This window comes from Herbiconiux daphne, assembly GCF_024979295.1.
In the GTDB taxonomy this organism is placed as follows: domain Bacteria; phylum Actinomycetota; class Actinomycetes; order Actinomycetales; family Microbacteriaceae; genus Herbiconiux; species Herbiconiux daphnes.
Genome location: NZ_JANLCJ010000300.1, coordinates 1 through 793, shown reverse-complemented (window position 1 = coordinate 793; position 793 = coordinate 1). Strand labels below are relative to the sequence as shown.

Annotated in this window: 1 protein-coding gene; it reads left to right on the top strand. The window is 40.5% G+C overall.

Annotation, left to right across the window (positions count from 1 at the left end; genetic code table 11):
* Window positions 1-341, top strand: a 341-nt coding sequence (locus N1032_RS24820; protein ID WP_259543199.1) for a hypothetical protein, incomplete at its 5' end; no start/stop codon positions are given.
* Window positions 342-793: the final 452 nt, after the last annotated feature.

Genomic DNA, 793 nt, shown 5'->3' with positions numbered 1-793 from the left:
GAACATCAACCGGACCCAATGGTTCTGCGACTGCTATGCTTATGGGTAGAATCGGTAAAGACTATTCATTCGTCGCCTATGACAAAGAGTATTACCACTCAAACGCCAAACAAGGTTACAAGAATGACGACATACTGATTAGGGAAATCGTATCGTCGCTAATTGACTATGTTAAGGCAAACGAGGTGGGAATAAGGAACTCACATACCGGTAAACTTAAAGTGTTCTACGACCACGCAACCTTTCTGCTTAAAAAGACTTTGGAGACTGAATTGGGAATTAGAGCACAAACCGACTTCCAATATGTCAAACTGATTTCAATACATCCTTGCGTCAAGTGAGACACATCGATTAGAATCAACATCAAGTCCTACCTAATTTCAAGTGGCAAGTATTTCGCAAGTAAAGCGTGTGTTAAACATCACGAGGAAATGCCAGGTCTAATGTGAAGTGAAACCGAACTCGTTAAAGGTTACCCAACAAAAGAGAAAGTTGACGACCACACCGACGACGCAGGGTGCTATATGATTTCCGAGTTGTATAGCCGTTTCATTTCAAAGGACGCCCTTGCTTACAACAAAATTTTAAGGAGGGTCAACGATGGTGTATAATTTTGGTATGAAAAGACTTTTGCTAATAATCGACAACCGAGGGACTGAGAAAATTTACTACAAGGAATTTGTAGGGTTCACTCTAAGGAAACTTAAACCTTGGGACAAGACAACAAACAAAGAACCACATACAACCTTTGTGAAAACTCTCAAATTGTATGACCCTGCCATAAACCAAGTTA